The sequence below is a fragment of the Blattabacterium cuenoti genome (genome assembly GCF_014251375.1).
Lineage (GTDB): Bacteria > Bacteroidota > Bacteroidia > Flavobacteriales > Blattabacteriaceae > Blattabacterium > Blattabacterium cuenoti_K.
This window is the reverse complement of record NZ_CP059187.1, coordinates 387,024-409,992: the sequence shown is the minus strand read 5'-3', so window position 1 is coordinate 409,992 and position 22,969 is coordinate 387,024. Positions and strand designations below refer to the sequence as shown.

Here is a 22,969-nt window from a genome sequence, read left to right as displayed (position 1 = left end):
AAATCAAAGAAAATAAATAAATATTCAAGATAATATAATATTATGAGTCACGATATAAAAATTAAGTTGAAATCTTATGATTATAATTTATTAGACAAATCTGCAGAAAAAATTGTAAATTCTGTTCTTCCAACTGGGGTGGTTTTAAATGGGCCGGTTCCTCTACCAACTGAAAAAAAAATATTTACCGTATTACGTTCTCCGCATGTAAATAAAAAATCAAGAGAACAATTTTTATTACCTACTCATAAAAGACTTTTACAAATTCACAATGCATCATCTAAAACAGTAGATGCTTTGATGAAATTAGAATTACCAAGCGGAGTAGAAGCTGAAATAAAAGTATAAATAATAAAAAAAAATATAATAATATAATGTTGGGCGTAATAGGAATCCATTTAGGAATGACTAGTATTTTTTCTGAATCTGGAGAAAGTATTTCATGTACTGTTGTAAAAATTGGTCCATGTTATATAGTTCAAATAAAAACCATAGAAAACGATGGATATTCTTCAGTTCAACTTGGAATGATCGATAAAAAAAAAAGAATTACTAAATCTCTTAAGGGACATTTTAAAAAAGCTGGAATTATTCCAAAAAAAAAATTATTTGAATTTAGAGGAATTTTCCCCCATTTTAAATTGGGAGATAAAATGAATATAAATAATCTTTTTGAAGAAGGAGAATTGATAGATGTAAAAGGAATTTCTAAAGGAAAAGGATTTCAAGGAGTAGTTAAAAGACATAATTTTTCAGGAGTTGGTGAAAAAACTCATGGACAACACAATCGATTAAGATCTCCTGGATCTATAGGGGCAGGATCCGATCCTTCACGTGTTTTTAAAGGACAAAAAATGGCTGGAAGAATGGGAGGAAAAAATGTAACTATTCAAAACTTGAAAATATTGAAAATAGATTTTGATAAAAGTATTTTAGTTTTAAAAGGGTCTGTTCCTGGAAATAGAAACTCTTATTTAATAGTTAAGAAGAAAAAGAAATGATATATAATGATATTAGAAATTTTAGATTCCAAAGGAAATAGTACAAATCGTGAATTTAAAATCAGTGATTCGATTTTAAATTTTAGATCCTATGATCATTCTGTTTATTTAGAAATAAAAAGATTTTTTTCTAAAAAACGACAAGGAACACATAAATCAAAAGAAAGAAGTGAATTGTCTGGAAGTACAAGAAAATTACATAGACAAAAAGGAACAGGAGGATCTAGAAAAGGAGATATAAAGAATCCTTTATTTAGAGGAGGAGGAAGAATTTTTGGACCTAGACCGAGAGATTATTCTCTTAAGTTAAATAAAATTACTAAAAAATTAGTAAAAAAATATCTTTTAGAAGATAAATTGAAAAAGAATAAAGTAAAAATAATAGAAGATTTAAAATTAGAAATTCCGAAAACGAAATTATTTTTAAACATATTAAATTCTTTTCAACTAAAAGAAAAAAAATTATTGATGGTTATTGGAACACCAAATAAAAATTTATATTTATCATCTAGAAACTTAAAGAATTTTAGATTATTAAATATAAATGAATTAGATAGTTACTCTTTATTGAATTCTTCATATGTTCTTTTTTCTGAAAATTCTGTAAAAAAAATACATGAATTTCTAAATGTTAATTAATAATCAAAACAAAAAATAAAGATATGATTTTAATTAAACCTTTTATAACAGATAAATCTTACGAAAAAGAGAAAAAAAATATTTATACTTTTTCTGTTCCTGTAAATTGGAATAAAGCAAGAATAAAAAAAGAAATGAATCAGATTTTTGGATTTTCTGTAGAAAATATTCATACAATGATTTCTGCTAGAAAAAGAAAATCCAAATGTACTAAAAAAGGGGGATTATTATATGGAAAAACGAATAAAATAAAAAAAGCGATTATTCAATTAAATAAAAAAATTAATTTTTTTCAAAAAGAAGAAGAAAAAAAAGTTTAAATGTCAGTTAAAAAATTAAAGCCTATTACTCCAAGTCAAAGATTTAGAGTTGTTAATAAGTTTGATCAGATTACTGTTTCTCATCCAGAAAAAACTCTTGTAAAAGGAAAATGTAAGTCTGGAGGAAGAAATAATTTTGGAAAAATGACCATGCGATATTTTGGAGGAGGTCATAAAAAAAAATATAGAATTATTGATTTTAAAAGGAAAAAATTTGGAATTCCTGGAATTGTAAAATCTATAGAATATGATCCAAATAGATCTTCTTTTATTTCACTTATTCATTATAAAGATGGAGAAAAAAGATATATTATTGCTATGGATGGATTGAAAATAGGGCAAGAAGTTGTATCTGGAAATAAAATATCTATAAATGTGGGAAATTCAACTTTTTTAAGTGAAATTCCTTTAGGAACTAATATTTCTTGTATAGAAATTAGACCAGGACAAGGAGCAAAAATAGCTAGAAGTGCAGGTGCTTATGCACAATTATTTGCAAAAGACGGAAAATATGCTACTATTAAATTTCCTTCTGGAGAGGTAAAAATGATAATGGAAACTTGTATGGCAACTATTGGTGTTGTTTCTAACCCTGATAATCAATTAATTATGTATGGAAAAGCGGGTAAAAATAGACATTTAGGAAGAAGGCCTAGAACTAGAGGAGTTGCGATGAATCCTGTAGATCATCCTATGGGAGGGGGCGAAGGAAAAGCATCTGGTGGAATTCCTAGAAGTAGAAAAGGGTTTCCTTCTAAAGGATTTAGAACACGTTCTAAAAAGAAATATTCAAGTAAATATATTTTGCAAAGACGGAAAAAATAAAATAATAATTATTATGGCTAGGTCAATCAAAAAAGGTCCATATGTATCTCATAAATTATATAGTAAAGTTTTAAATAATATAAAATCTGAAAAAAAGACTGTTATTAAAACTTGGTCAAGACCATCAACAATTTTACCAGATTTTGTAGGGCAAACTTTTTCTGTTCATAATGGTAAACAATTTATTAATGTGTATATTACAGAAAATATGATTGGACATAAACTAGGGGAATTTGCGCCTACACGTACTTTTAGAGGACATAGTGGATCTAAAAATAAATTTAAAGTAAAAAAAAATTAGATTACAAAATCATCTCTAATAATGAGTTTTGAAAAAAATTCTACTGCTTCATTAAATGGAATCCGTTGTTCTCCAAGAAAAATAAGATTAGTAGCGGATTTAATTAAATCCAAGAAAATACAGGAAGCTTTGGAAATATTAAAATATACTCCGAAACGGAGTATTTCTATTTTCATAAGAAAATTAATCCTTTCCTCATTATCTAATTGGAACAAGAAATATTCAAAAATGGATAATTCTCCATCTTTATATATAAAAGATATTAGAATAAATCAAGGAAAAACTTTGAAAAGGGTAAGGCCGGTACCTCAAGGAAGAGGACATAGAATCAGAAAAAGATCGAGTAATATTATTCTTCTTTTAGTAGAAGAAAAAAATAAAAAATAAAATATGGGACAAAAGACAAATCCAATTGTTAATCGTTTGGGAATTATTATGGGATGGCAATCCAGTTGGTGTAATAATTACAAGGATAGAATACAAGAAGATTTTAAAGTAAGAAGATATATAGACGCAAGATTTCCAAAAGGAATTATTTCTAGAATTTTTATAGAAAGAACTCTAAAATTTATTACTATTACTATTCGAACTTCAAGGCCCGCTCTTGTTATAGGAAAAAGAGGAGATGAAGTTGACACTGTTAGAAAGGAATTAAAAAAAATAACTAAAAAAGAAGTTCAGATAAATATATCCGAAGTAAAACGTCCTGAGTTAGATGCACCACTAGTTTCTAAAGGATTGGTAAAACAATTAGAAAATAGAGTATCTTATAAAAAAGCTATTAAACAATCTATTTTTTCAGCAATGAGAATGAATGCTAAAGGAATAAAAATACAAATGTCAGGACGATTAAATGGAGTAGAAATGGCAAGATGTGAATCTTATAAAGAAGGAAGAATTTCTCTTGGGACTTTTAGAGCTGATGTAGATTATCATATGGAAGTTGCTCATACCATCTATGGTAGTATAGGAGTAAAAGTTTGGATTATGAAAGGAGAAATTTATGGAAAGAAAGAATTATTTCCATTATTAGAAGAAATGCAAAAAAAACATCGTTCTAATAAATCTTCTCATTTTTTGAAGAAGAGAAAAAAGATATAAGACTTATATTATGTTACAACCCAAAAAAACCAAGTATAAAAAAAAACAGAAAGGTCGTATACGAGGAAATTCTACAAAAGGAGTTTTTCTTTCAAGAGGGGCATATGGAATAAAAGCTATGGAGAGTGCTTGGGTGACATCTAGACAATTAGAATCAGCTCGTATTGCTGCTACAAGATATATGAAAAGAGAAGGAAAATTATGGATTAATGTTTTTCCAGATAAGCCTATAACAAAAAAACCACAAGAAGTTCGTATGGGAAAAGGAAAAGGACCAGTAGAATTTTGGGTATCTGTAATTAAGCCGGGAAGAATTTTATTTGAAGTGGACGGAGTATCTATGACAATAGCTAGAGAAGCATTAAGATTAGCTTCTCAAAAATTACCTATTAAAATGAAATTTATTTTTTTAAATGATTTTATAATAAAATAATATGAAATTTTTAGATATTAGATCTTTATCTTTGAAGGATTTAAAAAATAATATAAATCTTCAGGAAAGAAATTATCAAAATGTAAAAATTGAACATACAGTAAGATTGAAAAAAAATCCCATGGAGATTAGAATGTTGAGAAGAAATGTTGCAAGATTAAAGACTGAATTGAACAAAAGAATAAATGAAAGAAGAAAATCAAAAGAAAAAAAATAAAGAAATCTTGAAATATAGGAAACAGAGAAAAGGAATAGTAATAAGTGATAATATGAACAAAACTATTATTATTTCTGAAATTAGAAAAGTGAAACATAAATATTATGGAAAGAGTATTTTGAGAAAAAAAAAATATATGGTTCATGATGAAAAAAATATTTCTAAAAATGGAGATTATGTTAGTATTATGGAAACTAGACCTATGAGTAAAAAAAAATGTTGGAGATTGGTCGCAATATTGGAAAATTCTAAAAAGTAATATTATGTTACAGCAAGAATCAATATGTAAAGTATCAGATAATACTGGTGCTAAAGAAGCGTTAGTTATTCGTGTTTTAGGAGGTACAAAAAAAAGGTATGCATCATTGGGAGATTCCATAATTGTTACAATTAAGTCTGCTTCTTCAGGAGGAGATATTGTGAAAAAAGGGCAGGTTTTTAAGGCCATAATTATAAGAACAAAAAAAAGAACTAGAAGAAAAGATGGTTCATATATAAGTTTTGATGACAACGCTTGTGTACTTATAAACCCTTCAGGAGATATGTTGGGAAGTAGAGTATTTGGACCAGTAGCTAGAGAATTAAGAGAGAAAGAGTATATGAAAATTGTTTCTTTAGCACAAGAAGTTTTATGATTTTATTTTTTTAATAAATTTTATTTTTTTAAGTTTTTTTTTATTTATGATAAAAAAAGGAGATAAAGTATTGATTTTATCAGGAAATTATAAAAAAAACACAGGAATTGTGTTAAAGGTTTTTTTAAAAAAGAATAAGGCTATTATAGAGGGAATCAACATAGTTAAAAAACATATTAAGCCTAGTTCAGAGAAGCCTAAAGGAGAAATTATAAAAAAAGAACTTCCTATACATTTATCTAATTTGAAAAAAATATGATTGATCAATCTTTAACTTTAAAAAAGTTATATGAAAAAAAAATTATTCCTTCTTTAATAAAAAGATTTGGATATAGATCAGTTATGGAAGTTCCTAAAATAAAAAAGATTGTTATTCATCAAGGAATTGGATCTTCTTCATCAGATAAAAAAATAATAGAGAGCTCTTTAAATGAAATTACGTCTATTTCAGGACAGAAAGCTGTTTTTTGTTATTCAAAACACGATGAATCTGGATTCAAACTTAGAAAGGGGATGCCTATAGGTGTGAAAGTAACATTACGAAGAGTAAAAATGTATGAGTTTTTAGAAAGATTGATTAATATTTCTTTACCTAGAGTAAGAGATTTTATTGGAGTAAAAGAAAATAGTTTTGATGGATATGGAAATTACAATATGGGGATTAGTGAACAAATTATTTATCCTGAAATTAATATTGATAAAATAAAAAAAAATAGAGGGATGAATATTACATTTGTAACCTCTGCTAAAAATGATCAAGAATCTAAATATTTATTATCTTATTTTGGAATACCATTTAATAAAAAAAAGAAATAAAAATGTCTAAAGAATCTGTAAAAGCAAGACAAAAAAAAAGAGAAAAAACAGTTTTAAAATACGAAAAAAAACGTAAAATATTAAAAGATTCTAAATCTTATGAACTCCTTCAAAGATTACCTAGAGATGCTTCACCAGTACGTTTAAGAAATAGATGTTCTATTACAGGAAGATGTAGAGGATACATGCGGAAATTTGGAATATCTAGAATTATTTTTAGAGATATGGTTTCTCAAGGTTTGATTCCGGGAGTAAAAAAAGCTAGTTGGTAATTTGTTGTAAAAAATGAACACAGATCCTATTGCAGATTTTTTAACTAGAATTAGAAATTCTTGTCTTGCAAGACATAAATTATTAGAAATTCCATATTCTAAATTGAAAAAAGAAATTACTAGAGTTTTATTAGAAAGTGGATATATATTAGATTATAAATTAGAAAAGAAAAAAAAATTTATAAAAATAGCTTTAAAATATTCTCAAGGAAAAATATCTGTTATTCAAAAAATAATTCGAATAAGTAAACCGGGTTTAAGAAAATATTCAAAATTTAAAAATCTTCCCCGTGTATTAAATGGATTGGGGATTGCAATTATTTCTACATCTTTTGGAGTAATGACAGATAAACAAGCGAGAAGAAAAAGATTAGGTGGTGAGGTATTATGTTATGTATTTTAAATTATTAAAAATATGTCTAAAATTGGTAAATCTCCTATTTTTTTTCCTGAAAATGTAGAAGTTAAAATTGAAAATGATAAAATATTTGTTAATGGAAAATTAGGTCATTTATGTCAAAAAATTTCTTCAGAAATTAAATTAGTTATTCATTATCATGAAAGAAAATTATTTTTAATTAGGAATCAAGAAAATAAAAAATCTAGGTCTTTACATGGGTTGTATCGTGTTTTAATTAATAATATGATACAAGGTGTTTCCAAAGGATTTAAAAAAGTATTAGAGTTAGTAGGAATTGGATACAGAGTGTCTAGTCATGAAAAAATATTAGAATTGAATTTAGGATTTTCTCATAATATTATGATGCAGATTCCTGAAGAAATTGATATAGAAGCAAGAATGGAAAAAGGTAAAAATCCTATTCTTATTTTGAAATCTTATGATAAACAACTTTTAGGGATTATTGCATCTAAGATAAGATCTTTCAGAAAACCAGAACCTTATAAAGGAAAAGGAATAAGATATTTAAACGAATATATTAGAAGAAAGACGGGTAAATCTGCCTAAATAAAAATATTATTTTATTGTTTGATTAATAATAAAATGAAATGAAAAAAAAAAAAATTCAATTTAAATTGAGAAAAGGAAAAGTTTTTGGGAAATCAAATAAACCAAGAATATCTGTTTTTAGAAGTAATAAATCTATATATGTACAAATGATTGATGATGATTCTGGACGGACTTTAATTTTTTCTTCTTCAAGAGAAAATATTTTAAAAAAAGAGAATAAAACAAAAATAGAGTTATCCAATGAAGTTGGAAAACTTTTTGGTAAAAAAGCAAAAGAATTGAATATACAAAAAGCTATTTTTGATAGAGGAAGATATTTGTATCATGGTAGAATCAAATCATTAGCTGAAGGAATTAGAGAAATGGGATTGAAATTTTAGTTAAAAAAAAATATGAAAATAGAAAAAAAAAGAAAAGGAAAAAATATTATAGGTGGGATAGAATTAAAAGAAAAATTAATAGGAGTTACTAGAGTTTGTAAAGTAACAAAAGGAAGAAGATATTTTAGCTTTAGTGCAATTGTAATTAAAGGAACTAAAAAAGGAATGGTGGGCTATGGATTTGGAAAATCTAAGGAAGCTCCTGATGCTATTCATAAAGCAGGAGAAAAAGCAAGAAAAAATTTACGTAAAGTATGTGTATTTAAAGGAACTATTCCTCATGAACAAGAATCCAGATATGGAGGAGCAAAAGTACTTATAAAACCTGCTTCAGATGGAACTGGAATCATTGCAGGTGGTATTTTAAGAGCTGTTTTTGAAGCTGCTGGATTTAAAAATATTTTATCAAAATCTAAAGGTTCATCTAATCCTCATAATTTGATTAAAGCTGCGCTTAAGGCCCTCTCTTGTTTAAGAGATGTTCAAACAATAGCAAAACAAAGGGATATTTCAATTCAAAAAGTGTACAGTGGATAAAAATTTATTAAAATTTTTATGTTAAGTAGTTTAAAACCAAAAAAAGGATCAAATAAAAAGAAATTAAGATTAGGAAGGGGACAAGGGACTGGAAAAGGGGGGACTTGTGGAAGAGGACATAAAGGAGAAAAATCTCGTTCTGGATATTCCAAAAAAATTGGGTTTGAAGGAGGGCAAATGCCTTTACAAAAACGTATTCCTAAATACGGATTTAGAAAAAGAAATAAAAAAAAATATTTTTGTATTAATTTAGATACATTACAAGATTTAGTATCCAAAGGAAAGATATCTGAAAATAGTGTTGTAGATAAAAAAGTATTGTTGAGCATTAATCTAATTCGTAAAAATGATGTTTTAAAAATTTTAGGAAGAGGAAAATTGTTATCTCCATTAAAAATTTATGCATCTAAGTTTAGTAAAAAAGCTATTTCTTCTATAAAAAAAGTTGGGGGAGATATTTTATCTATATAAAAATTATTTATGAATAATTTTTTTATTACATTTCACAATATTTGGAATGCAAAAGAATTACGTAAAAAAATAATAACAACTTTAGGTTTTCTATTAATATATCGTTTTGCAGCATATGTTCCTATTCCGGGGATTAATCCTTTGGGGATTAGTGATTTTATGAAAAATTTCAATCCTGGATCTAAAGGACTTATGCAAATTCTTTCTTCTTTTACTGGAGGAGCTTTTAATCGTGCATCTGTTTTAGCACTTGGAGTTATGCCTTATATTTCAGCTTCTATCATAATACAATTAATGTGTCTTATTATTCCTACTCTTCAAAGAGTACAAAAAGATGGAGAAAGTGGAAGAAAACAAATTAGTCTTATGACAAGATGGTTAACTGTAATTTTATGCTTAATACAAGCTCCAGTATATCTTATTTCTTTAACTAAACAGTTTATCCCTTTTTTATCATATTCTTCTATATCCAAAACTTATCTTATTGATATAAATTCATTTTATGGAAAAACTTTATTTTGGGGGATTGGAATTATGGTATTAACATCTGGAACTTTGTTTACCATGTGGCTGGGTGATAAAATTACGGATAAAGGAATAGGAAATGGGATTTCTTTGATTATTATGTCGGGGATCATAGCTCGTTTTCCAGAAGCAGTTTCAAAAGAAATACTTAGTAAAATAGAAATTGGAAATGGAGGTTTTATTGTTTTATTTTTTGAGTTTTTATTATGGTTATTAGTAGTACTTTTTTCTATTATAATTATACAAGCAATTAGGAAAATTCCTGTACAATATGTTTCTCATTATAAGTCTTTAAGTTCCAATTCTAAGTTAATACAAAAAAGACATCAATATATTCCATTGAAAATGACTGCAGCAGGTGTTATGCCGATTATATTTTCTCAGGCAATTATGCTTTTTCCATTAACTTTTTCAGAGTATGTAAATAATAATAAAATGAAAAATTTTTTCCATCTTTTTCAAGATGTTTATGGATTATGGTATAATTTAACTTTTTTCTTATTAGTAATAATTTTTACTTTTTTTTATACTGCTATTAGTATTCCGGTAAATCAAATGGCAGATGATTTAAAAAGAAATGGAGGACATATTCCTAAAATAAAACCGGGAAAAGAAACTGCAGAATATATAGATCATGTTTTATCTAATATAACTATCCCAGGGGCAGTACTTTTGGGAATTATTGCGATACTTCCTTCTGTAGTTTATCGAAGTATAGGAATAACTCAAAATTTTTCATTATTTTATGGGGGAACATCTTTGTTAATTGTAGTTGGTGTTATTTTAGATGTGATACAACAAGTTAATATATATTTGTTAAATTATCATTATGATGGATTAATGATGATGAAAAAAAAAGATAGTAAATTTAGATATTTTAATAAAAATTGATCAATAAGTCATAATCAATGAAAAATACAATATAAAAAAACAAAAAAATTCATAGTTTTTATTTGTTTTTTTTTATATTTATTATATTAAATTAAACAAACAGTTGTATTGTTATGATGGCAAAACAGAAACATATTGAGGTAGATGGAACTATTATAGAATCATCTCCAAACGCAATGTTTCGTGTTGAATTGGAAAACGGATGTATTGTTAAGGCTCATATTTCTGGAAAAATGAGAATGCATTACATAAAAATATTGCCTGGAGATAAAGTAAGGTTAGAAATGTCATCTTATGATTTAGAAAGAGGAAGAATAACATATAGATATTAAAAAAAATAGATATTGATTATGAAAGTAAGAGCTTCTTTAAAAAAAAGGACTGATAATTGTAAAATTGTAATTCGAAAAAAACGTTTGCGGATTATTAATAAAAAAAATCCAAGATTTAAACAAAAACAAGGTTAAAAGTTAAAATATGAGTAGAATTTCTGGAGTGGATATTCCAAAATCTAAAAATAGTGTTATAGGTTTGACTTATTTATATGGAATTGGAAGAAATTTGTCAAAAAAAATATTGTTCAATGTTGGAATTGACGAGAATAAAAAAGTTAAAGATTGGTCTGATGAAGAAATTAGTATACTTAGAAAGTATATCTCAAACAATGTAAAAATTGAAGGAGAATTGAGATCAGAAATTCAAATGAATATCAAACGATTAATGGATATTGGTTGTTATATAGGAACTAGACATAGAAAATGTTTACCATTAAGAGGACAAAAAACCAAAAATAATTGTAGAACTAGAAAAGGAAAAAGAAAAACTGTCGCCAATAAGAAAAAAGTATCAAAAAATTAATTATTAAAATAATTTTTGTTATTCATAAATAATATGAAAAAATCATCCTATGGAAGGAAAAAATCAGTTGTTGTAGATTCATTTGGAATAGCTCATATTCAATCTACATTTAATAATATTATTATTACTTTGACTAATAAAAAAGGTGAAGTAGTTTCTTGGTCATCTGCAGGAAAGATGAATTTTAAAGGATCTAAAAAAAATACTCCTTATGCCGCTCAAATGACCGCAGAAGATGTTGCAAAAAATGGATTAAATGCAGGCATAAAAAAAGTTGAAGTAAAAGTTAAAGGACCTGGATCAGGTAGAGATGCAGCAATACGAGCATTAAGTAATTCAGGACTTATAGTTACTTTAATAAAAGATATAACTCCATTACCACATAATGGATGTCGACCTCCTAAAAGGAGAAGAGTTTAATTATTGAATTTTTTTAAATTTATGGCAAGATATATAGGTCCAAAAACTAAAATATCAAGAAGATTTGGAGAATGTATATATGGAAAAGATAAATATTTCGAAAGAAGAAAATATCCATCAGGTCAACATGGAAATAGTATTCTTCGTAGAGGAAAACGTTCTGAATATTTCGTACAATTGTTAGAAAAACAAAAAGCAAAATACACTTATGGAATATTGGAACGACAATTTGAAAGATTGTTTTTAGAATCTGTAAGAAAAAAAGGAGTTACTGGAGAATTATTATTACAAGCATGTGAATCTCGTTTGGATAATGTTGTTTTTAGATTGAAATTTGCTCCATCTAGATCTTCTTCACGTCAAATAATTTCTCATAGACATATTATGGTTAATGGAAGTATTGTTAGTATTCCGTCTTTTAGATTGAATCCTGGAGATAAAATTGAAATTAGAGAAAAATCTAAAGAACATCCAGTCATATTAGAATCTATAAAAAATAAAGTAGAAGGAACGGTAGTTGATTGGTTAATTTTAGATGAAAAAAACATGTTTGGAATATTTAGAATGGTTCCAAAAAGAAATCAGATCCCCGAAAATATAAAAGAACAACTAATTGTTGAGTTATATTCAAAATAACATCTATAATATAGTATTAATTATATGTCTATTCTAGATTTTGTTAAACCTGATAAAATTACAACATCCGAATTCTCTGATTATAGAGGTATTTTTCATTTAAAACCTTTAGAACCTGGTTATGGAATAACATTGGGAAATGCATTAAGAAGAGTGCTTTTAGGTTCTTTAAAAGGATTTGCGGTTACTTCTATTAGAATAAAAGGAGTAAAGTATGAATTTACTACTATAGAGGGAATTGTTGAAGATGTTACTGAAATTGTTTTAAATTTTAAAAAAATTCGTTTAAAACGAAAAATTCAAGGAACAATCAAAAAAGAGATAGTTAATGCTTATATCGAAAGTCATTATGAACAAATAACAGGAAAGTTATTAAATAAATTTATTTCTAGTTTTCAGATTTTAAATACAGATTTAGTTATTTGTAATAAAAATAATGTTCCATTAGAAATCAGTTTTACCATAGAAGAAGGAAGAGGATATGTTCCTGCAGAAGAAAATAAAAATAATAATGATTTTTTAATTGACACTATTCCTATAGATTCTATCTATACACCTATTAGAAATGTAAAATATACAATAGAAAATTGTCGTGTAGGTCAGAAAACTGATTTTGAAAATCTTTCATTAGAAATAAAAACAGATGGTTCTGTTTGTCCAAAATCAGCTTTAATGGAAGCTTCTAAAATATTAATACAGTATTTTTCTATTTTTTCTTATGAAAAGATTGGAAAAAAAGAACATGATAAAATAGATAAAGAAATAAAATATGAAGAAGAATATTTACGTATGCGGACTTTATTAAAATCCAAATTAAGTGATATGAATTTATCTGTACGTACAAAAAACTGTTTAAAATATGCATCTATAAAAACTATAGCTGATTTAGTAAGTGGTAGTAGATCGAGTATGTTAAAAATGAGAAATTTTGGTAAAAAATCTTTGGATGAATTAGAAAGTCGAATGAAAGAAAAAGGATTGTATTTTGGAATGGAGATATCAGGGTTTAAATTAAAAAAATAGATTTTCTAATCTAATAGATAGATGAATCATAGAAAAAAAAATAATCATTTAAGTAGGAAATTTGGACATAGGAACTCTATGCTTTCTAACATGTCTTCTTCTTTGATTAAAGAAAAAAGAATTTTCACAACTTTAGCTAAAGCTAAGGCATTAAAAAGATATATAGAACCTATTATTACAAAATCTAAAATAAATACTCTTCACTCAAGAAGAAATATATTTTCATTATTGAAAGACAAAATTGCAGTGTCAGAACTTTTCAAAGATGTTTTTAAAAAAGTACGGGAACGTTCTGGTGGATATACAAGAATTATAAAAGTTGGATTTCGGTTGGGAGATATGTCTAAGTATTCTTTGATAGAATTAGTAGATTTCAATGATTTATCTTTTATTAAAATTAAAAAAAACAAGAGAAAATACACGAGACGTAGTAGTAAAAAAACAAAAAATTTAATAAAAAAAAAGGATAGAGGAAGAATTTATGAGCAAAATTAAAAAGATTAAATCGAGACAAATATTAGATTCTAGAGGAAATCCAACTGTTGAAGTAGATGTAATTACAGAAAATAATATATTAGGACGAGCGTCAGTTCCATCAGGTACTTCTAAAGGAATAGAAGAGGCTTTTGAATTGCGTGATGAATGTGAGTTTTTTTTAGGAAAAGGAGTTTTTAAGGCAGTTCAAAATGTTAATAATATTATTTCTCCTGAGTTGATTGGAAAATCAGTTATGGAACAAGAATATATTGATCAATTAATGTTAGATTTAGATGGAACAAAAAATAAGAAAAGATTAGGATCAAATGCAATTTTAGGAATTTCGTTAGCTGTAACAAAAGCTGCATCAAAAGAATTGAAATTACCTCTGTACAGATACATAGGTGGAATTTCTTCAAAAATTCTTCCGGTTCCTTTAATAAATATTATAAATGGAGGAAAACATTCTGATTCTTGTATTCCATTTCAAGAATTTATGATTATTCCTGTAAAAGCAAATAGTTTTTTTGAATCTATTCAAATGGGACATAAAGTTTTTTACAAACTAAGGGAACTTTTGAGGAAAAAAGGATTCTCCACTAATCTTGGTGATGAAGGGGGGTTTGCTCCAAATTTATTTAATATAGAAGATGTTTTGGATAATCTTTTAGAATCTATATATATGGCAAATTATGAGCCATATGATCATATAGGATTAGCTTTAGATTGCGCAGCTTCTGAATTTTATTCAGATAATCAATATAATTATTCCAAATTTGATAGAAGAAAAAACAAAAAAATAATTAAGAAGTCTAGTCAAGAACATGTAAATTACTTATCTTATTTGGTGAAAAGATATCCAATCTTATCTATTGAAGATGGAATGGATCAAAACGATTGGGAAGGTTGGAAATTGTTAACAGATGAAATAGGAAATAATGTCCAATTAGTTGGAGATGATCTTTTTGTAACAAAAATAGAAAGATTAAATAAAGGAATAAAAAAAGGAATTGCTAATTCTATTCTTATTAAAGTAAATCAAGTAGGGACGCTTACTGAAACTGTAAATACCATCAATTTAGCAAAAAAAAATAGATATAATAACATTATTTCTCATCGTTCTGGAGATACAGAAGATAGCTTCATAGCAGATCTTTCAGTTGCTTTTAATACTGGACAAATTAAAACTGGTTCGATCTGTCGTTCTGAACGAACCTCAAAATATAATCAATTATTTCGTATCGAAGAAATACTAGGAAAAAACTCCTGTTATCCAGGATGGACCTTTCATTAAAAAAATATTTATTGAATTGACTTTATTTATAAAGTCAAATTAAAGAATAAACCACAATCAATATTCCTTTTATTTTAAAATAATTATTACAACAACAATAAATACAGTACATAATAAGAAAGTAATTATATAATATGCAGTCAATGGTAATAATATTAGTTTTTATCATTGGATATCTATTTATTACACTTGAAAATATTGTATCCTTAAATAAGATAATTCCATCTCTTATTATGGCATCTATTTGTTGGTCTTTAATTATGTTTTGGAGACCTCAAATTTTTGAGTTAGATCATAATAAACAATTATTTAACTGTAGTACTAGTTTTGATAAATATCATTATTTATTATTACATTCTTTAGGAAAAGCATCTGAAATTATTTTTTTTTTAATTGGGGCAATGTCTATTATTTCTATTATTGATATTTTTTCTGGATTCGAGGCATTAAGAGAATTATTTTCTAATCATACGAAACGTAAATTTTTATGGATAATAACTTTTTTATCCTTTTTTTTATCTGCAATAATAGATAATCTTACTGCAACTATAGTTATGGTTTCTTTATTAAGAAAGATTATTTATGATTATAAAGAACGTTTATATTATTTAGGGTTTGTGATTATATCTTCCAATGCTGGGGGGGTATGGTCTCCTATTGGAGATATTACTACTACAATGTTATGGATTTCTGAAAAAGTTACCACTATAAATCTTATAAAAGAAATATTTATTCCATCTTTTTTATGCATGTTTTTTTCTACTTTATTAGGTTCTAGAATGTCTATTTTTAATGGATTTATTCAAGTTAAAGAAACTCAGTTATCTCAATTAGATCTTAAAAGAGGTTTTTTTTTATTGAATGTGGGGTTATCTCTTATGTTATTTGTACCTATTTTAAAAACTCTGATAGGTGTCCCTCCATATATGGGAATGTTGCTTTCACTTGGAATATTTTTTATTATAATAACTTTATTAAATTTTAAAAAAAGTTTTTCTATAGATGAAGTTTTTAGAAAAATAGATCTATCCAGTGTTTTATTTTTTTTAGGAATATTACTATCCGTTTCTGCATTAGAATCTTTAGGAATATTATATAATCTTTCTCATTGGATTATGGAAATAGTTTTTACGTGGAAATTAACAGCTTTTATATTTGGTTTGATTTCTTCTATTATAGATAATGTTCCACTAGTAGCAGCAACTATATCTATGTTTTCTTATCCTATTGATCACGAATTTTGGAATTATATAGCTTATGTTTCTGGTACGGGGGGGAGTCTTCTTATTATAGGATCCGCTTCTGGAGTTGCGGCTATGGGAATGGAAAAAATAGATTTTTTATGGTATTTGAAAAAAATTAGTTGGATCGCTTTGATAGGTTATTTTTCTGGATTTTTTTATTTATTAATAAAGTCCATTTTTTTGGAATGAAACTGATAACATTTTCTATAAATTCTCCTCCTAAATATGATATTGGAAAAAATATTGTTAAAATAATAATTTTAAACCAGATAGGAATTGTATATAAAAAAATTTGTATAAAGAAAATAATGAGTAAAATAAATCCATTTAACATTGCATAAGCTTTTTTAGCCTTTTGTACAAAAAAAGATGTTGTGATCCCCCCCAAAAATGCACTTAAAGCATAAAAAAAAATTAAAATTATAAAAAACTTAGTTGGTGCATGTATAAAAATATCTTTCAAATTTTTTAATGAAATGAATTGAATTTCTACAAATTTTTTTTTTATTAATTTAATAGAAAAAAGTATTTCAGAAACACTTACTATTATCCCTAGAATTATTGAAAACATATTTCGTAACATAAAATTCCGTTTTATTATTGATTGAGAAAATTTTTTTTATTTTGTTAATAAGTAAGTAAAACATTAAAATTTAAATTTTATTAATTTATGCATTCTTATACAGTAAATTGGATTTCAGTTAAAAAATATGAAGATATATTATTCCATTTTTGGAATGGAATTTCGAAAATAGAAATTAACAGACCGGAATGTCATAATGCTTTTCGTGTGGAAACAGTTAAAGAGATGATTGATGCTATAGATATATGTCGTGATAGGAAAGATATAGATGTATTGATTATAACAGGTTCTGGAGATAAATCTTTTTGTTCCGGGGGAGATCTTAGAACAAGAAAATTAGGGGGATATTTAGGAAAAGACGGAGTTCCAAGATTAAATATTTTAGATTTTTATAAAAAAATACGAGAATTGCCTAAACCTGTTATTGCAATGGTAAATGGTTTTGCTATAGGTGGTGGGCATGTCTTACATGTAGTCTGTGATTTAACAATTGCATCAAATAATTCTACTTTTAGCCAAGCAGGTCCTAAAGTTGGATCTTTTGATGGAGGTTTTGGATGCTCTTATTTAGCTCGTCATATTGGTCAAAAAAAAACAAGAGAAATGTGGTTTTTATGTAAAGAATATTCTGCTGAAGAAGCTTTAAGTATGGGTTTAATTAACAAAGTTGTCTCTAGAAAAAACCTAGAAAAAAAAACCATAGAATGGTGTCAAATAATACAAAAGAGAAGTCCTATGTCTTTGAGAATGATTAAAAGATGTTTAAACGCAGAACTAGATGGACAACATGGATTGATGCAATTAGCAGGAGATGCTACTTTTATGTTTTATTTAATGGAGGAATCTCAAGAGGGAAAGAATGCTTTTTTAGAAAAAAGAAATCCAAACTTTAAGAAATTTTCAAAAATTTTATGAAAATCATGAATAAAAAGTTGAAGTATTGGTGTGTATCTGCCAGACTTCATACTTTACTTTTATCTTTTTCTGGAATCACTTTGAGTTTTTTAATTTCAAAATATAAAGGATATCAAGTAAGTTTTGTTACTTATTTTTTGTGTTTAATGACTGCTTTATTTTTACAAGTACTATCTCATTTTTCAAATGATTATGGAGATTTTGTTAAAGGAGTAGATAATTGCAAAAGAATAGGTCCATTGCATCCAATTCAGAAAGGTTTTATTTCATTATTAGAAATGAGAAAAGCAGTGAATGTTTTTTCTATTTTATCATTTTTTTCTGGAATTTTATTGATTTTCCAATCAATTAAAGTAAATGTGAATAATTTTTTTATTCTTTTATTTTACTTTTTAGGAATATTAATTTGTATATATAGTTCTATAAACTATTCTATGGGAAAAAAACCTTATGGATATATAGGAATGGGAGATCTATTTGTTCTTATTTTTTTTGGAGTTGTTTCTGTAATGGGAAGTTATTTTTTATACACTCATACTTGGCATAGGGATGTTTTTTTTTATCTTTATCTATAGGATTTCTAAATGTATCCGTTTTGAATATTAACAATATGAGAGATATAGAAAATGATTCTAAAAATGGAAAATATACAGTAGCAGGAATACTTGGAATTAAGTATGCAAAATTATACCATGTTTTTTCTATTTTGATTTCTTTTTTTTTAGGAATCTACTTTATTTATTTAAACTATAATGGAGGATATCAATTTTTTTATTTAATTTTTATTTTTCCTTTTTTAATAAATCACATAAAAAAAATTATTTTTATATCAAGTCCAAAAGATTTTAATTTAGAACTAAAAAAACTAATTTTAATAACCTTTTTTTATTCAATAGGAATTGGAGTATTGTTTAATGTTAGATTTTGAAAAATATAAATTGTAAAATATGAAAATTACTTTTTTTAGTCATAGTACATACATGATAGAAATACATGGAATTTTTTTGTTAGTAGATCCTTTTTTTTATGGAAATCCTCTATTCAAAAAAGATTCAAAATTATTGAATAGATGTATAAAATATTTTAAAAGAATAGATTACATTTTATTAACACATGCGCATTATGATCATGTTTGTGATACAGAATTATTTGCTAATAAATTTGGATCTTTGGTAATTTCAAATTATGAAATATCTAATTTTTTTGAAAAAAAAAAATTAAAAACATATGGTATTAATTATGGATCTTTTATTTCTTTTCCATTTGGAAGATTAAAATATGTTTGGGCAACTCATTCTAGCGTTTTTGACGATGGAACTTATGGAGGTAATCCGGGAGGATTCCTTTTACAAACCAAAGATAAAAAAAATATCTATTTATCAGGAGATACTTCTCTTACATATGAAATGAAACTTATCCCCAGTTTTGGAACATTGAAGATTTCTATTCTTCCTATAGGAGGAGTTTATACAATGGGTGTAGAGGAAGCTATAATTGCTTCTGATTTTTTACAATGTAAAAAAGTTTTAGGGGTACATTATGATACTTTTGAGGCGATTAAAATAGATAAAAAAAAGGCAAAAGAGAAGTTTTATGAAAAAAATAAAGAACTTTTTTTGTTAAAAATTGGAGACACCATGTGTATTTAATATGTTTTTTCAATCAATTATAAAAAAAAAATTATTCTTTTTTAAAGAAAAAATAAAGAATTCTAATAGAATATTTGAACATAATATTATTTGGTTTCTAATTTTAAAAGAAAAAAATAAAAGAATAGGAATTGGAGAATGCAATCCATTATTGGATCATTTTGCATTAAAAAATTTGTATAATTATGAAAAAGAATTACTATTTATTTCTAAAAAGATAAATCGTAGTAAAAAAATTGATCCCATGTATTATCGCAGATTCATTTCGTATTCATCTATTTTTTTTGGATTAGAACAAGCTTTTTTAAGTTTTAATAAGGGATTTCCAATATTATATAATTCTGATTTTACTGATGGTAAAAATGGACTTCCTACAAGTAGTCTCATTTGGTTAAATACTTCTGAAAATGAATTTTTCAAAAAAGTAGAGGAAAAAATATATCTAGGATTTTCATGTATTAAAATAAAAATAAGTTCAAAACTTTTTCCTTATCAGTATTTTTTGTTAAAAAAAATAAAAAAAAAATATAATAATATAAAAATCCGTATAGATGCAAATGGTTCTTTTAAAGATAAAAAAAGTGCTTTGGATTGTATTAATAAGTTATTTGATTTAAATTTTGTTTATTTTGTTGAACAACCTATAACTCCTGGAAATTGGAATGAAATGGCTTATATATGCAAAAATTCAAAATTACCTATTGCATTAGATGAAGAATTAACAACTATAAATCAATTTAAATCTAAATTTTTGAAAGAAAAATTATTAGATTTTATATCTCCTCAGTATATTGTTTTGAAACCAAGTATATGTGGAGGTTTTTTAGGTTCTAAAAAATGGATTTTAGAAGCTAAAAAAAGAAAAATTGAGTGGTATATTAGTTCTTCTTTAGAAAGCAATATAGGAATGAATGCTATTACTCAATGGACTTTTAATCTTGTAAATGATCAGATAACTCATGGATTAGAGACAGGATCTTTTTATATGAATAATTTTTTATCTCCTTTACAAATCAAAAAAGGAAGTATTTGGTATAATCCTTTTATTATTAAAAAATGGAAGATAAAAAATCTCATTTAGGGTTGGGTTTATGGATAAATTTTTCTTCTAAAAAAATTTTTAAAAATCTCTTTTCCCCAGGACATCCTTTCTTTTATTGGCAAAAATCAATTCTTTCTTTTTTGAAAAGTTGGTATGATAGTAATCCTGGATTGATTGGATTTACTTCCGGAACTACAGGTATTCCTAAAAAAGTTTTTCTTAAAAAAAAATATATGATAAGATGTGCAAAAATGACAGTAGATTATTTTAATCTCAAAAAAAAGGGATTAAAAGGATTATTATGTTTATCTATAGATTCTATAGCAACAAAAATGTTTTTTGTCCGTGCTATTTTATTTGAGTGGAATATTTATTGTATTCCTCCGTCTTCTAATCCATTAAAAAATATCAACAAAGAATATTTTTTCGATATTTCATCAATGGTTCCGATACAAGTTTATTCATCTTTAAAAAAATTGGAAAATATAAAAATTCTTTTAATAGGAGGTGCCCCTATTTCTAGTGATTTGGAAAAAAAATTACAAAATATTTCAACTCTTTGTTATGCAACTTATGGAATGACGGAAACATTGGGGCATATAGCTTTAAAAAAAATTAATGGATTAAATAAAACTAATTATTATCAATCATTCAAAGATATTTCTCTTAGTAGAGACAAAAGAAATTGTTTAAAAGTATTTTCTCCATATTGTATGGATTCATTTATTCAGACAAATGATATTGTTCATCTGATATCAAAAGACAAATTTTACTGGGTTGGAAGATATGATAATCTTATTAATAGTGGTGGGATCAAAGTTGTCCCCGAATTGATAGAAAAAGATCTTTTTCCATTATTTCTAACATTTAAAAAGAGGTTTTTTGTTTCTTCAATTCCAGATAAAAAATTAGGTGAAAAAATTGTATTAGTTATAGAAAGTGATCCTTTCTTTTTTCGTATTCCAAAATCAATTTTTTTAGGTAAAAAAAAATTTTTTATGCCCAAACATATTTTTTTTGTGAAAAAATTTATAGAGAATTCATTGGGAAAATTAAGAAAAAAAGAAATAATGAATAAGTTGATCCAAAAATCAATTTAAATTATTATTTAGTATTTTCTTATCAAAATGTAATTTCAAAAGATTCAAAAAAGATTTTGTATCTAAATAATTTTTTATACTATTTTTTGTATTAACAATTTGAAATAAGTCTTTAGTCATATTTCCAGATTCTATTACTTCTATACATGTTTTTTCTATTTTTTCAGAAAAATCTTTTAGATCTTGATTTTTATCTAAAAATGCACGATGTTTAAGCCCCCGTGTCCATGAGAAAATAGATGCAATTGGATTTGTTGATGTTTTTACTCCTTTTTTATATAATTTATAATGTTTTGTTACAGTTCCATGTGCAGCTTCTGATTCTAATGTTTTTCCATCAGGAGTTAATAATGTTGAAGTCATCATTCCTAATGATCCAAATCCTTGAGCTATAGCATCTGATTGTACATCTCCATCATAATTCTTACATGCCCATACAAATCCTCCATTTGATTTTATTACATACGCAACCATATCATCAATTAAACGGTGTTCGTAAGTAATTTGAAGATCTTTGAACTTTGATTGAAATTCTTTTTCATACAAGTTTTGAAATATTTTTTTATATCTTCCATCATATGTTTTTAGAATTGTATTCTTTGTAGAAAGAAAAAGAGGACATTTTTTGTAAATAGAATAGTTGAAACAAGAACGAGCAAATCCATAAATAGATTCATCTGTGTTATACATTCCCATTGCAATTCCATTTCCTGAAAAATGATGTATTCCAAATTTTTTACTACTACTGTTCTTATTGTCGGGAATAAAAGAAATATATAATTTTCCTTTTTCTTTAATAAGAAAATCTACTGCATTATATTGATCTGCATGAGCATGACGTGCTATGCAGATAGGTTTTTTCCAATTTGGGATCAAACGAGAAATATTTTTTGCTATGATTGGCTCTCTAAATAAGGTTCCGTCTATCATATTTCGGATAGTTCCATTTGGAGATTTCCACATTTTTTTTAAGTGAAATTCTTTCATTCTTTCTTCATCTGGAGTGATAGTTGCACATTTTATTCCTACATTATATTTTTTTATCGCATGAGATGCATCTATAGTTATTTGATCATTTGTTAAATTTCTATTTTTTATTCCCAGATCAAAATAGATAATTTTAATATCCAAATAAGGGAATATAAAATATTTTTTTATGTACTTCCATATAATTCTAGCCATTTCATCTCCATCCATTTCTACTATAGGATGAATTACTTTTATCTTTTTCATAATATTAACTAACTTATCTTAATGAATTAAGAATAAAAAAGTGACAAATTTTTTTATTATATTCTGTATTTTTTTATTTTAAGAAAAATAACATATTTTTTGTATTATTTTTTTGAATTCAAAATAGAATTCTTAAAAACATCTAATAATTTTGTAATTTT

General features: G+C 25.8%; 36 protein-coding genes and 1 pseudogene. 35 read left to right on the top strand and 2 right to left on the bottom strand.

Annotated elements, in window-relative coordinates:
- Positions 1-42: 42 nt before the first annotated feature.
- From rpsJ to nhaD, 30 genes are all read left to right on the top strand, one after another.
- Positions 43-348, top strand: a complete 306-nt coding sequence (gene rpsJ / locus H0H71_RS01960; protein WP_185855880.1) for a 30S ribosomal protein S10 — start codon at positions 43-45, stop codon at positions 346-348.
- A gap of 26 nt (positions 349-374) precedes the next feature.
- Positions 375-1,001 carry a 50S ribosomal protein L3 gene (rplC, locus tag H0H71_RS01955; RefSeq protein WP_185855879.1) on the top strand — a complete coding sequence of 209 codons (627 nt, stop codon included), beginning with the start codon at positions 375-377 and terminating at the stop codon, positions 999-1,001.
- Between the two features lie 6 nt (positions 1,002-1,007).
- A complete protein-coding gene (gene rplD, locus H0H71_RS01950; RefSeq protein ID WP_185855878.1) occupies positions 1,008-1,640 on the top strand; it encodes a 50S ribosomal protein L4 in 633 nt (210 codons plus the stop codon).
- Between the two features lie 23 nt (positions 1,641-1,663).
- A complete protein-coding gene (rplW, locus tag H0H71_RS01945; RefSeq protein ID WP_185855877.1) occupies positions 1,664-1,960 on the top strand; it encodes a 50S ribosomal protein L23 in 297 nt (98 codons plus the stop codon).
- Positions 1,961-2,785 carry a 50S ribosomal protein L2 gene (gene rplB, locus H0H71_RS01940; protein WP_185855876.1) on the top strand — a complete coding sequence of 275 codons (825 nt, stop codon included), beginning with the start codon at positions 1,961-1,963 and terminating at the stop codon, positions 2,783-2,785. It begins immediately after the preceding gene.
- A gap of 13 nt (positions 2,786-2,798) precedes the next feature.
- Positions 2,799-3,086 (top strand): 30S ribosomal protein S19, encoded by a 288-nt coding sequence (gene rpsS, locus H0H71_RS01935; protein ID WP_185855875.1) that lies wholly within the window; start codon positions 2,799-2,801, stop codon positions 3,084-3,086.
- Between the two features lie 21 nt (positions 3,087-3,107).
- Positions 3,108-3,473 carry a 50S ribosomal protein L22 gene (gene rplV / locus H0H71_RS01930; protein WP_185855874.1) on the top strand — a complete coding sequence of 122 codons (366 nt, stop codon included), beginning with the start codon at positions 3,108-3,110 and terminating at the stop codon, positions 3,471-3,473.
- Positions 3,474-3,476: 3 nt separating this feature from the next.
- Positions 3,477-4,187 (top strand): 30S ribosomal protein S3, encoded by a 711-nt coding sequence (gene rpsC / locus H0H71_RS01925; RefSeq protein WP_185855873.1) that lies wholly within the window; start codon positions 3,477-3,479, stop codon positions 4,185-4,187.
- 10 nt (positions 4,188-4,197) lie between these two features.
- On the top strand, positions 4,198-4,620 hold the full coding sequence (gene rplP, locus H0H71_RS01920) for a 50S ribosomal protein L16 (protein ID WP_185855872.1): 423 nt from the start codon (positions 4,198-4,200) through the stop codon (positions 4,618-4,620).
- A 1-nt stretch (position 4,621) separates the two neighbouring features.
- Entirely contained in the window at positions 4,622-4,837 is a 216-nt protein-coding gene (gene rpmC, locus H0H71_RS01915; RefSeq protein ID WP_185855871.1) for a 50S ribosomal protein L29, read from the top strand.
- Positions 4,806-5,096 (top strand): 30S ribosomal protein S17, encoded by a 291-nt coding sequence (gene rpsQ / locus H0H71_RS01910; RefSeq protein WP_317168076.1) that lies wholly within the window; start codon positions 4,806-4,808, stop codon positions 5,094-5,096. The genes rpmC and rpsQ overlap by 32 nt, the downstream gene beginning before the upstream one ends.
- A 4-nt stretch (positions 5,097-5,100) precedes the next feature.
- Positions 5,101-5,472, top strand: a complete 372-nt coding sequence (rplN, locus tag H0H71_RS01905) for a 50S ribosomal protein L14 (RefSeq protein ID WP_185855870.1) — start codon at positions 5,101-5,103, stop codon at positions 5,470-5,472.
- A gap of 46 nt (positions 5,473-5,518) precedes the next feature.
- Complete coding sequence (gene rplX / locus H0H71_RS01900) at positions 5,519-5,731, top strand: 50S ribosomal protein L24 (RefSeq protein ID WP_185855869.1); 213 nt, start codon at positions 5,519-5,521, stop codon at positions 5,729-5,731.
- On the top strand, positions 5,728-6,288 hold the full coding sequence (gene rplE / locus H0H71_RS01895) for a 50S ribosomal protein L5 (protein WP_185855868.1): 561 nt from the start codon (positions 5,728-5,730) through the stop codon (positions 6,286-6,288). The genes rplX and rplE overlap by 4 nt, the downstream gene beginning before the upstream one ends.
- A 2-nt stretch (positions 6,289-6,290) precedes the next feature.
- A complete protein-coding gene (rpsN, locus tag H0H71_RS01890) occupies positions 6,291-6,560 on the top strand; it encodes a 30S ribosomal protein S14 (protein WP_185855867.1) in 270 nt (89 codons plus the stop codon).
- 13 nt (positions 6,561-6,573) lie between these two features.
- Positions 6,574-6,963 (top strand): 30S ribosomal protein S8, encoded by a 390-nt coding sequence (gene rpsH / locus H0H71_RS01885; protein WP_185855866.1) that lies wholly within the window; start codon positions 6,574-6,576, stop codon positions 6,961-6,963.
- A 12-nt stretch (positions 6,964-6,975) separates the two neighbouring features.
- The gene (gene rplF / locus H0H71_RS01880) at positions 6,976-7,527 is read left to right on the top strand and encodes a 50S ribosomal protein L6 (RefSeq protein ID WP_185855865.1); all 552 of its coding nucleotides are present in this window, start codon (positions 6,976-6,978) and stop codon (positions 7,525-7,527) included.
- A 41-nt stretch (positions 7,528-7,568) separates the two neighbouring features.
- Positions 7,569-7,910, top strand: a complete 342-nt coding sequence (rplR, locus tag H0H71_RS01875; RefSeq protein ID WP_185855864.1) for a 50S ribosomal protein L18 — start codon at positions 7,569-7,571, stop codon at positions 7,908-7,910.
- 12 nt (positions 7,911-7,922) lie between these two features.
- Entirely contained in the window at positions 7,923-8,447 is a 525-nt protein-coding gene (gene rpsE, locus H0H71_RS01870; protein ID WP_185855863.1) for a 30S ribosomal protein S5, read from the top strand.
- A gap of 18 nt (positions 8,448-8,465) precedes the next feature.
- A complete protein-coding gene (rplO, locus tag H0H71_RS01865; protein WP_185855862.1) occupies positions 8,466-8,918 on the top strand; it encodes a 50S ribosomal protein L15 in 453 nt (150 codons plus the stop codon).
- Positions 8,919-8,927: 9 nt separating this feature from the next.
- Positions 8,928-10,334, top strand: coding sequence for a preprotein translocase subunit SecY (gene secY, locus H0H71_RS01860; protein WP_185855861.1), 1,407 nt, complete (start codon positions 8,928-8,930; stop codon positions 10,332-10,334).
- A gap of 116 nt (positions 10,335-10,450) precedes the next feature.
- The gene (gene infA / locus H0H71_RS01855; RefSeq protein WP_014726678.1) at positions 10,451-10,666 is read left to right on the top strand and encodes a translation initiation factor IF-1; all 216 of its coding nucleotides are present in this window, start codon (positions 10,451-10,453) and stop codon (positions 10,664-10,666) included.
- Between the two features lie 18 nt (positions 10,667-10,684).
- Positions 10,685-10,801, top strand: coding sequence for a 50S ribosomal protein L36 (gene rpmJ, locus H0H71_RS01850; RefSeq protein ID WP_185855860.1), 117 nt, complete (start codon positions 10,685-10,687; stop codon positions 10,799-10,801).
- 10 nt (positions 10,802-10,811) lie between these two features.
- Positions 10,812-11,192, top strand: a complete 381-nt coding sequence (gene rpsM / locus H0H71_RS01845; RefSeq protein WP_185855859.1) for a 30S ribosomal protein S13 — start codon at positions 10,812-10,814, stop codon at positions 11,190-11,192.
- Between the two features lie 33 nt (positions 11,193-11,225).
- Positions 11,226-11,612 (top strand): 30S ribosomal protein S11, encoded by a 387-nt coding sequence (gene rpsK / locus H0H71_RS01840; protein ID WP_185855858.1) that lies wholly within the window; start codon positions 11,226-11,228, stop codon positions 11,610-11,612.
- Positions 11,613-11,633: 21 nt separating this feature from the next.
- Positions 11,634-12,248, top strand: coding sequence for a 30S ribosomal protein S4 (gene rpsD / locus H0H71_RS01835; protein ID WP_185855857.1), 615 nt, complete (start codon positions 11,634-11,636; stop codon positions 12,246-12,248).
- A gap of 24 nt (positions 12,249-12,272) precedes the next feature.
- The gene (locus H0H71_RS01830; protein ID WP_185855856.1) at positions 12,273-13,271 is read left to right on the top strand and encodes a DNA-directed RNA polymerase subunit alpha; all 999 of its coding nucleotides are present in this window, start codon (positions 12,273-12,275) and stop codon (positions 13,269-13,271) included.
- Positions 13,272-13,292: 21 nt separating this feature from the next.
- Positions 13,293-13,766, top strand: a complete 474-nt coding sequence (gene rplQ, locus H0H71_RS01825; protein WP_185855855.1) for a 50S ribosomal protein L17 — start codon at positions 13,293-13,295, stop codon at positions 13,764-13,766.
- Positions 13,753-15,042, top strand: coding sequence for a phosphopyruvate hydratase (gene eno / locus H0H71_RS01820; protein ID WP_185855854.1), 1,290 nt, complete (start codon positions 13,753-13,755; stop codon positions 15,040-15,042). The genes rplQ and eno overlap by 14 nt, the downstream gene beginning before the upstream one ends.
- A 134-nt stretch (positions 15,043-15,176) precedes the next feature.
- Positions 15,177-16,475, top strand: a complete 1,299-nt coding sequence (nhaD, locus tag H0H71_RS01815; protein ID WP_185855853.1) for a sodium:proton antiporter NhaD — start codon at positions 15,177-15,179, stop codon at positions 16,473-16,475.
- On the opposite strand, the gene H0H71_RS01810 is transcribed toward nhaD, so the two are convergent.
- On the bottom strand, positions 16,402-16,857 hold the full coding sequence (locus H0H71_RS01810; RefSeq protein WP_238784434.1) for a hypothetical protein: 456 nt from the start codon (positions 16,855-16,857) through the stop codon (positions 16,402-16,404). The genes nhaD and H0H71_RS01810 overlap by 74 nt on opposite strands.
- 99 nt (positions 16,858-16,956) lie before the next feature.
- Between H0H71_RS01810 and menB the strand changes: the two genes are divergently transcribed.
- From menB to H0H71_RS01785, 5 genes and pseudogenes are all read left to right on the top strand, one after another.
- On the top strand, positions 16,957-17,784 hold the full coding sequence (gene menB / locus H0H71_RS01805; RefSeq protein ID WP_185855852.1) for a 1,4-dihydroxy-2-naphthoyl-CoA synthase: 828 nt from the start codon (positions 16,957-16,959) through the stop codon (positions 17,782-17,784).
- Positions 17,781-18,712, top strand: a pseudogene (gene menA / locus H0H71_RS03135) (1,4-dihydroxy-2-naphthoate octaprenyltransferase). The gene menB and the pseudogene menA overlap by 4 nt, the downstream one beginning before the upstream one ends.
- A 19-nt stretch (positions 18,713-18,731) precedes the next feature.
- Positions 18,732-19,433, top strand: coding sequence for a metal-dependent hydrolase (locus tag H0H71_RS01795; RefSeq protein ID WP_185855851.1), 702 nt, complete (start codon positions 18,732-18,734; stop codon positions 19,431-19,433).
- A gap of 1 nt (position 19,434) precedes the next feature.
- Positions 19,435-20,514 carry an enolase C-terminal domain-like protein gene (locus H0H71_RS01790; RefSeq protein WP_185855850.1) on the top strand — a complete coding sequence of 360 codons (1,080 nt, stop codon included), beginning with the start codon at positions 19,435-19,437 and terminating at the stop codon, positions 20,512-20,514.
- Positions 20,490-21,575, top strand: coding sequence for an AMP-binding protein (locus tag H0H71_RS01785; protein ID WP_185855849.1), 1,086 nt, complete (start codon positions 20,490-20,492; stop codon positions 21,573-21,575). Before H0H71_RS01790 ends, H0H71_RS01785 begins: the two co-directional genes overlap by 25 nt.
- On the opposite strand, the gene H0H71_RS01780 is transcribed toward H0H71_RS01785, so the two are convergent.
- Positions 21,567-22,808 carry an NADP-dependent isocitrate dehydrogenase gene (locus H0H71_RS01780; RefSeq protein ID WP_185855848.1) on the bottom strand — a complete coding sequence of 414 codons (1,242 nt, stop codon included), beginning with the start codon at positions 22,806-22,808 and terminating at the stop codon, positions 21,567-21,569. The two genes, H0H71_RS01785 and H0H71_RS01780, sit on opposite strands and share 9 nt — an antisense overlap.
- Positions 22,809-22,969: the final 161 nt, after the last annotated feature.